The sequence below is a fragment of the Nonomuraea zeae genome, assembly GCF_005889725.1.
In the GTDB taxonomy this organism is placed as follows: Bacteria; Actinomycetota; Actinomycetes; order Streptosporangiales; family Streptosporangiaceae; genus Nonomuraea; species Nonomuraea zeae.
The window spans coordinates 1-8,622 of the sequence record NZ_VCKX01000421.1; the positions used below are offsets into that span (position 1 = coordinate 1).

Consider the following 8,622-nt stretch of genomic DNA (forward strand, 5'->3'; position numbering starts at 1 on the left):
GGCAAGGGTCGGTTGTGGCGGGCAGGGGTCGAGGGTGTGGGCGAGGGCGGGTCAGGTGAGGGTCAGGCGGGCGACGCGGCCCTGCTCGCCCGCGGCCCAGCACGTCGCGTCGCGCGTGCACGACACCGTGTCGAACGAGCCCCCGTCGAAGGTCTCCCAGCTCCGCCCGCCCGAATGGGTCACATCACTCCCGGAGGGCCCGACCGCGATGGCCGCGAACGGCGGATACGGCAGCCAGGTGACCCCCGACCGGTACGCAGGAGGCGGCGTCCCGGCGGCGCGCCAGGTGGCCCCGCCGTCCCTGCTCACCGCCCCCGCGCTCGGCGACTGCTGGTCGGGCCGGTAGTCGCCGCCCACCGCGATGCCCCGGTGCGGGTCGCGGAAGGCCAGGCCGAAGACCCCGCGCGCCGGGTCGCCGGCCGGGATCGGCGTGTCGGCCACCGTCCACGTACGCCCGCGATCGCGCGAGTGGAACACGCGCGATCGCTCCGCCCCGCCACTGGCCAGCCAGACATCCCGGTCGCCGGCCGTGACCAGGCACTGCCCGCTCGCCGCGAAGCCGGCCTCGCCGGGCAGCGCCGGTGGCATGCCGGCCGGGGGCAGCACCCGCCAGCTCCGCCCGCCGTCCTCCGTGGACAGGATCCGGAATTTCCCGTCCACGGGGTCGCTCATCGCCAGCCCGTGCCGCCGGTCGAAGAAGGCCATGCAGTCGTAGAACGCCCGCGGCTCGTCGTTCCTGAACGTCTCCGCCCACGTACGCCCGCCGTCCTCGGTCCGGTAGACGCGCGAGTCCGTCCCCTCGCCGATGGACAGCACCACGGCCCTGCGCGCGTCGAACGCCTCCACGTCGCGGAACTGGAGCTCGGCGGTGCCGGGCGGGGAGACGTTCTGCCAGCTCCGCCCGCCGTCCACGGTCCGCAGCACGGTGCCGCCCGAGCCGGAGGCCCACACCACGTCGCGGCTGACGGGCGACAGGCCGCGCAGGCGCGCCGTCACCCCGGTCTCCTTGAGCTCCCAGCCGAGCTTGGGCGTCCCGGCGTGGGCGGGGAGCGGGGCGGCGAGCACGACGGCCGCCGACAGCGCGCTCAACGCGATTCGAAGCCTCATGCCGGGCAAACTAGCCCAATCGATCAACGCCGTCCATGGGACGATCAGGGTCCAGGAACGCGGCGATGAGCGCGTTGACCCGGCCGGGCGACTGGCGGTTGGCCCAGTGCCCGTTGCCTTCGAGGAGCTCCAGGCGGGAGCCAGGGACGAGGGCGGCGGCCTCCCTGGTGCGCTCGGGGTTGACGCCTCTGTCCCGCTCGCCCTGGATGAACAGGGTCGGGCTGGTGATCCGGTGGAGCTGCGGCCTGAGGTCCACGCGCATGCGCAGCGGGCCGATGGAGGCGTTCTGCCAGTCGGAGGAGCCGGCCCCGCCGTGCTCGACCTCTTCCATGATCTCGTCGATGATCTCCTCGAAGTCCGGCACCGGCCCGGCGAACAGCGCCTGCTCGGCGAACCGGGCGACGCCCGCCCGGCTCCGGAAGATCATGCCGGGCAGGGTCCTGTTGAGCAGCGGCAGCTTGGCGGTGAGCCAGAGCGCCTGGTGGACGACGGGCGGGAACGACAGGATGCCCGCCGGCGCGATGGCCACGAGCCGGTCGACCCGGCCGGGATGGTCGATGGCGTAGGCCAGGGCGAGGGCGCCGCCCTGGGAGAGCCCGGCAAGGGCGGCCGAGCCGAGCTGGAAGTGGTCGAGGACCTCGGTGATGCAGCGCAGCATGCGCTCGTGGGTGGCGCGGCCGTTCCAGGGCCGGCTCCTGCCCTGCTTCGGCCAGTCGAGCGCGAGCACGCGGTGCCGCCGGGCCAGGACGGGGATGAGGTGGCGCCAGCTCAGCAGCGCGTTGTCGACGCCGGCGCCGCTCAGGAGCAGCACGGGAGGGCCGTGCTCGCCGGCGCTGTAGACGTGCAGCCGGCCTTCGGGGCCGGGGAGGAAGGTGCCGCGCAGCCCGGCCGGCGCCGTCACTGCTCGCCTCCCCGGTCGAGCGTGCTCGCGTGCGCCTCCCAGCGCTCCCACAGCGCGGGCAGCTCCTTCTCCAGGAACCGGTAGAGCTCGTGCACGTTGCCCAGCCGTTCGCGCCGCTGCGGGGTGCTGTCCGCGAGGACGCGCAGCCCCGCCTCGGTGATCTGGCGGAACGCGGCCGTCTTCGCGTAGCGGCCGGCCAGCATCCGGCTCCAGCCGTCGGCGGCGATGCGGAAGAACTCCTGGCGCTCGCCCCGGCGGCGCACCCCCTCGACGAGGCCGCTCGGGGTGAGCAGCCGGGTCGCGCTGCTGATGGAGCTCCTGCTGACCCGCAGGACGTCCGCGAGCTCGGCGGCGCTCTGCTCCGGGGGGTCGCTGATGAGCAGCCAGCCGATGACGCGGCCGGCGATCAGCGGCATGCCGTCACGCTCGAAGAAGACCGCGACGTCGTCGACGAAGTCCAGCTCGGCGTCCGTGGGGGAGGTCATACCGGGACAATACAGTTGTTGCAGTCATGACTGCAACGACTGTAAAGGATCATGCGGCCTGGCGGGCGGCTCCCCAGGACAGCAGCGACTCGGCCGTGGTGAAGCGGCGGCTGGAGACCGACTCGCCGAGCAGCACGCCGATCAGCCGCCGCCCATCCCGCTCGGCCGCGAACGCCAGGCAGTAGCCCGCGGCCCGGGTGAAGCCGGTCTTCAGCCCGATCACGCCGGGCGTGCCGGCCAGCTTGTTGGTGTTGCGCCAGGCGTACGAGCGGTGCTCGCCGGTGGCGTCCAGCTCGTGGTAGCGCGTGCTGGCCACCCGCCTGATCAGGGGGAGCTCCAGGGCCTTGGCCGCCAGCACGGCCTGGTCCCTGGCGGTGGAGTAGCCGTTGCCGCGCCGGGTGGGCAGGCCGTCGGCGTTGAGGTAGCGGGTGTCGTTCATGCCCAGCTCGCGGGCCGTCTGGTTCATCTTGGCGACGAAGCCGTCGACGCCGGGGCCGTACGTGCGGGCCAGGGCGTGGGCGGCGTCGGCGCCCGAGGGGAGCATCAGGCCGTACATGAGCTCGCCCACGGTGAGGCGGTCGCCGGGGCGCAGGTCCGCGGTGGTGCCGCCGCCGTCCTCCGCGTACGCGACGTCCTCGGCCTTGATCCGGACCACGTCCGTGGGCTTGGCGCTCTTCAGCACGAGGTACGCGGTCATGGTCTTGGTCAGGCTGGCGATCGGCATGCGTTCGGCGGCCTGGTAGCCGAACAACTCCTTGCCGGACGCGGCGTCGATCAGGTAGGCGGCGCGGCCGTACACCATGGGCTCCGCGACGGCGGCGGTGTCCACAGAGGCGGCCACAGGAGCAGCCACAGGGGTGGCCACGGACGAGGGCGCGGAGGAGGGCGCGGCAGGCTGGGCGAATGCGGGCGCGGCGAGCCCCGTGACCAGGGCAAGGGCGCCTGCCGTCGCGGTCAGGCGGGCTTTCCGGTTGAGCATTGGCCCAGGCTGCCGCCCCCGTTAAGGTGCTTTTGCCGAAATGCCCGGCATTTCATGGTCAACTCACCTGAAACGCCGAAATATCAGGGGAATCGGCTAGGTAAATCTTTTGTCGGAATTGCAAAGAAATGCGGCAAACCCGGGCCGACGTCCACGATCTGGCCCTCGGTCAGCGGCTGCTCCAGAAGTTGTCCACGACGCGCTCACCCTGCAGCAGCTCGGAGAACAGGTCCTCCCACAGCGGCATCACCAGCTCGGGCGCGTACGCGCGGGAGGTCTTGGCCGCCTCCTTGCCCATGCGCACCCGCAGCTCCTTGTCCGCGATGACCCGGTTCAGGGCGGCGGCCAGCGCGTCCACGTCCCTCGGCGGCACGAGCACCCCGTCCACGCCGTCGGTCAGCACGTCCTTGGGCCCGGTGGGGCAGTCGAAGGCGACCACGGGCAGCGCGTGCGTCATCGCCTCGATCATGACCATGGGCAGGCCCTCGAACCGCGAGCTGAGCGCGTACACGGAGGCGTCGGTCAGCTCCTTCTCCAGCCGGTCGGTGCGCCCGGGCATCGACACGTGCTCGCCCAGGCCGTGCTGCTCGACGAGCCCGGCGAGCTGGCTCTTGCGCGGCCCGGTGCCGAAGATGCGCAGCCGCCATTCCGGGTGCTCGCTCACCACCTGGGCGAAGGCCGGGATGAGCAGGTCGAACCCCTTCTGCGGGACCAGCCGCCCGGCGGCGATCACGACGGGATTGACCTGCTGGGAACGTTCCTGGTCGACTTTGTGAACCGCGTTCGGGATCTGCACGATCGCGGTCGAGGGCAGCAGGCGCTGATATTCGAGCCGGTTGGTGCGCGTCAGCACGGTGATGGCGTCGAAGCGCCCGTAATAGCGGGCGATCTCCCTGCGGATGCTGTCGGGGTAGGCCGACAGGTTCATGTGCTCCTGGGCGACCCTGACGACGCTCTTGGGGGTGCGGCGGGCGGAGATCAGGTTCAGCGCGGGGCGCGTGGTCACCAGGACGCCGTCGCTCAGGCTGGAGACGTACTCCATGGCGGCCCACTCCACCCGCTCGGTGAAGTAGTCGGCGGCGAACTCGCCGCGCGGCACCATCTTGCCGCGCACCCTTCGCCAGGCCTTGCGGCCGATCGAGTCCGGCTGCCTGCCGCCGCGCTGGTCGGCCAGCGTGGTGATCGAGATTCGCGGGTCCAGGGCGAACTGCGGGGTGTCGCGCCGCCGGACCAGGCTGACCAGCTCGACTTCGTGGCCCGCGGCGGCCATCGCGTTCGCCTGGTTGACCACCGTGCGAATCGTGCCGCCCATGCCGTAGGCGTGCAGCATGAGGTAGCGGATCTTCACTTGAGGTACTCCCAGGTCCGGCAGATGGGCTTCAGCGCGTCGGGGACCTGGTCCGCCGTGGGGAGCTCGCGGGCCGGCTGGACCGTACCTGACCTGATCTTGTCCCGCCAGTCTCCGAGCCCCTTCTCCAGGACGGCCTGCTTGCCGTAGGAGAGCATCTGCGGCTCCCACTCCAGGTCCAGGAACTCGCAGATCTCGCGCGTCACCCGCTCGGGCTCGGCGCTGAGCTCCTCGTACCTGACGGTCAGGCCAGGCAGCGCCGACCTGGCCCGCTGCACGGCCTTCATGTAGCGCAGCGCGTCCAGCGCGGCCTCCTCGGCGGTGCGCTTGTCCGGGCTGGCCTCGTGCCAGGAGGCGGCGATCGAGGCGGGGTGGCGCAGCAGGAAGATGAAGCGCGCGTCCGGCCAGCAGGTGGCGATGCGCTGGAAGGCGAAGGCGTTCGCGGGGGTCTTGTCCACGACGAACCGCTTGCCGCTGCGGGCCAGCTCCCTGTGCAGGACGCGGTCCCACAGCAGATGCTCCAGATCGCTCTGGTTGTGGCCCAGCGCCGACATCGCCTTCGCGGCCAGCGTCGTGTCGAACTGCACCCGCAGCCGCCGCACGTGCAGCTCATGCGGCGCGTGCAGGGCCGAGTGGGCGTTCAGCATCGAGCGCAGCAGCGTCGAGCCGGAGCGTACGGGCGAAAGCAGGAACACGGGGGCTTCGAGCAGCCGGTCGGTTAGCGGATCCGCGGGCGGTCTGATCTCGGGGACGGGCGGGGAATTCGATTCTTTCCCTACTCGTTCGATCTGGAATCCGGTGACCCTGACCAGCGCTTTGTTCATTTTGCGCTGCCAGTTCATGCCGAGGCAGACTACCCATTGTTCCTGGTAATTCCCTGGCAATAGCAAGAGCGGTAATGATCCGGAATTTGCCCCTACCATTACCCGGATGGAAGATCCGCTCGGCGATCTCGACCAGGTCGGCTGGAGCCGCCTGCGGCACGCGTACGGACCGGCCGGTGATGTGCCCGGGCTGCTCGGATCTCTGCGCTCCGGGGATGAGGAGGAGCGGGAGCGGGCTCTGGCCGAGCTTTACACCAACATCTTCCACCAGGGCACCCGCTACCCCGCGGGCGCGCACGCGGTGCCCTTCCTGGTGCGCCTGGCCCTCGATCCGGCCACGCCCGACCGCGCCGCCCTGCTGTCGCTGCTCGGCTCCCTGGCGCTCGGGTATGACGAGGCTCACTTGCCGGACGGGGTCGCCATCGCCGCCTGGCGGGCCGAGAGCGCGATCGTCCAGGCCGGGGGAGGGGACGACGCCGCGTTCGAGCCGGTCGCCGACGCGGGCGGGCTGGGGTGCTACGACGCCGTGCGGGCGGCCGTCCCGCTGCTGCTGCCCCTTCTGGGCGACGCCGATCCCGTCGTACGCAGGATCGCGGCGTACGTCGCCGGCTGGTTCCCCGAGGAGGCGGCCGTCGCCGGACCGGCGCTGCGTGACCTGGCCGGCGCCGACCCCGACCCGCGCTGCGTCGCGACGGCGCTGTTCGCCCTCAGCCTCCTGCCGAACTGGGATCCGGCCGGCACGGAGAGGGTGATGGAGGCCGGCCTGGCGCACGACGACGGCCTCGTCCGGGACGTGGCCGCGATCGCCCTGGTCAACCTGCGCGGCGAGGACGCCCACGAGCGGGCCCGCGCCGCGGTGCGCGGGCTCCTCACCGCCACCGATCCCACGCCGCTGCCGTACGGCGACGGCGTGCTCGCGACCCTCGCCACCCGCGTCAGCCTGCGCCGCCTGCCCGGCGACGCGCCCGCCAGGCTCGCCGCCCTGACGGCCAGGCTGGCGGCCGCGGACCCGGAGGACGCCTTCCCGATCGCGGACGACCTCCTGCGGAGCGTCTTCGCCGCGCCGCACCCCGCCGGGACGCCCCTCACCGCGACCCAGCGAGAGGCGCTGGCAGCCGTCGCCGGCCTGAGCGACGAGGCGTGGAGCTGGATCAACCTGTGGGAGGTCCTGCGCGCGCACGGCGTCCCCGGCACCCGCGACGAGCTGGTGCGCCTGCTGGCCCGGTAAGGGCCCTGCCCTACTGGCCGGCCAGGCCGGTGTGCGCGACGCCGCGGACGATCTGCCGCTGGAACATGACGAACACCACCAGCAGCGGCAGCCCGGCCAGCACCACGGAGGCCATGATCTGCGCGTACCGCAGGCCGAACGTGCCCTGCACCACGTTGGCCAGGCCCACCGGCAACGTCATCGTGTTCGGGTCGGTGGAGACCAGGAACGGCCAGAGGAAGTTGTTCCAGGTGGTGATGAACGTGAAGATCGACACCGCCGCCAGCACCGGCCGCGACAGCGGCAGCACGATCGTGAAGAACACCCGCCAGCGCCCGGCCCCGTCCACGAACGCGGCCTGCTCCAGCTCGGGCGGCACGTCCTGGAAGAACTTGAACAGGATGAAGACGATCAGCGGCGCGGCCACCTGCGGCAGGATGATCGCCCACCAGGTGTCCACCAGGCCCAGCGAGACCATCTCGGCGAACAGCGGCGCGATCAGCACCTGCGGCGGCACCATGATCCCGGCCAGGATCAGCGCCAGCAGCACCCGCTGCCCCCTGAACTGCGTGCGCGCGAATCCGTACGCCGCCATCGCCGAGAACAGCACGGTCATGAACGTGACGATCACGGCGGTGACCGTCGAGTTGATCGCCCACTTGACGATGCCGCCGGTCCCCAGGACCAGGCCGTAGGACTCGAAGGTGAGCTCGCTGCCGAACCACTGCAACGGGACCGCCGTGGTCTCGGTCTCGGGCTTCAGCGAGGTCGCCACGGCCCACGCGACGGGCGCCAGCCAGATCGCCGCCAGCACCAGCGCGACCAGCAACAGGATGATCTGGCTCGGGCTGAACCGCTTGGTCATGAGGAGACCTCCGCGCGCTTGCGGAACAGCCGGAGCTGCGCCAGGGACACGATGACGATCAGGACGAACAGGATGTAGGAGACGGCCGACGCGTAGCCGATGCGGTAGCCGGTGAAACCGACGTCATAGGCGTACTCGATGATCGGCCTGGTGGAGTTCTCCGGCCCGCCGCCGGTCATCAGGTAGATCTGGTCGAACACCTTCAGCGACGCCACCAGTTGCAGCACCACGATGAGCGCGGTCGTCCGGCCGAGCAGGGGCAGCGTGATGGAGCGCAGCTTGTCCCACGCGGTCGCGCCGTCGATCGCGGCGGCCTCGTACAGGTGCGTCGGGATCGACTGCAGCGCGGCGAGGTAGAGCAGGAAGTTGAAGCCCACCGTCCACCAGACCGTGGTCAGCACCATCGACCACATCGCGACGGAGGGGTCGCCCAGCCACAGCGTGCTGGTGCCCAGCGTGCCGTTGAGCAGGCCATAGTCGGGCGGGTAGATCATCTGCAGCCACAGGATGGACACCACCGCTGACGGCAGCAGGAACGGCCCGAAGAACGACAGCCGCCACAGCCACTGCACGAACCGCAGATGGTGCACCAGCAGCGCGAACACCAGGCCGAGCAGCACCAGCGGGACCGTGCTCAGCACGGTGAAGACCAGCGTGTTCCACAGGGACTGCCACATGCGGGGGTCGCCGAACGCCTCGGCGTAGTTCGCGAACCCGACGAGGTGGTCGTTCCCGCCCGCGATGTTGACGCTCGACAGGCTCATCCGGAAGCCGAGCAGGGTCGGCCAGACCAGGAAGGCCAGGTAGATCAGCAGGAAGGGGGCGACGAACAGCAGCCCATGCTGCGTCCAGCCGCGGCGCACCTTGGCCTTGGCGACGGGGGCGGCGGTCGTGGGGGCGGCGAGG

General features: G+C 71.3%; 9 protein-coding genes. 1 reads left to right on the forward strand and 8 read right to left on the reverse strand.

Going from position 1 to position 8,622, the window contains the following annotated elements:
• Positions 1–51: 51 nt before the first annotated feature.
• The 6 genes from ETD85_RS57325 to ETD85_RS57350 form a co-directional block, all read right to left on the reverse strand.
• On the reverse strand, positions 52–1,107 hold the full coding sequence (locus ETD85_RS57325; RefSeq protein ID WP_138698245.1) for a WD40/YVTN/BNR-like repeat-containing protein: 1,056 nt from the start codon (positions 1,105–1,107) through the stop codon (positions 52–54).
• Between the two features lie 10 nt (positions 1,108–1,117).
• The gene (locus tag ETD85_RS57330) at positions 1,118–2,008 is read right to left on the reverse strand and encodes an alpha/beta fold hydrolase (protein ID WP_138698246.1); all 891 of its coding nucleotides are present in this window, start codon (positions 2,006–2,008) and stop codon (positions 1,118–1,120) included.
• Positions 2,005–2,493: a GbsR/MarR family transcriptional regulator gene (locus tag ETD85_RS57335; RefSeq protein WP_138698247.1), complete on the reverse strand. Its 489-nt coding sequence runs from the start codon at positions 2,491–2,493 to the stop codon at positions 2,005–2,007. Before ETD85_RS57335 ends, ETD85_RS57330 begins: the two co-directional genes overlap by 4 nt.
• Before the next feature lie 49 nt (positions 2,494–2,542).
• Positions 2,543–3,472 (reverse strand): D-alanyl-D-alanine carboxypeptidase family protein, encoded by a 930-nt coding sequence (locus ETD85_RS57340; protein ID WP_138698248.1) that lies wholly within the window; start codon positions 3,470–3,472, stop codon positions 2,543–2,545.
• Positions 3,473–3,641: 169 nt separating this feature from the next.
• Positions 3,642–4,820, reverse strand: coding sequence for a glycosyltransferase family 4 protein (locus ETD85_RS57345; RefSeq protein ID WP_138698249.1), 1,179 nt, complete (start codon positions 4,818–4,820; stop codon positions 3,642–3,644).
• Positions 4,817–5,662 carry a sulfotransferase family protein gene (locus ETD85_RS57350; RefSeq protein WP_138698250.1) on the reverse strand — a complete coding sequence of 282 codons (846 nt, stop codon included), beginning with the start codon at positions 5,660–5,662 and terminating at the stop codon, positions 4,817–4,819. The genes ETD85_RS57345 and ETD85_RS57350 overlap by 4 nt, the downstream gene beginning before the upstream one ends.
• A gap of 88 nt (positions 5,663–5,750) precedes the next feature.
• Between ETD85_RS57350 and ETD85_RS57355 the strand changes: the two genes are divergently transcribed.
• Positions 5,751–6,872, forward strand: a complete 1,122-nt coding sequence (locus ETD85_RS57355) for a HEAT repeat domain-containing protein (RefSeq protein WP_138698251.1) — start codon at positions 5,751–5,753, stop codon at positions 6,870–6,872.
• A gap of 10 nt (positions 6,873–6,882) precedes the next feature.
• Here the strand turns inward: ETD85_RS57355 and ETD85_RS57360 are convergent, their stop codons facing one another.
• Both ETD85_RS57360 and ETD85_RS57365 read right to left on the reverse strand, forming a co-directional pair.
• Positions 6,883–7,716 (reverse strand): carbohydrate ABC transporter permease, encoded by an 834-nt coding sequence (locus ETD85_RS57360; protein ID WP_138698252.1) that lies wholly within the window; start codon positions 7,714–7,716, stop codon positions 6,883–6,885.
• Positions 7,713–8,622 (reverse strand): carbohydrate ABC transporter permease (locus tag ETD85_RS57365; protein ID WP_138698253.1); only part of this gene is annotated, 910 nt, incomplete at its 5' end. The genes ETD85_RS57360 and ETD85_RS57365, both read right to left, overlap by 4 nt.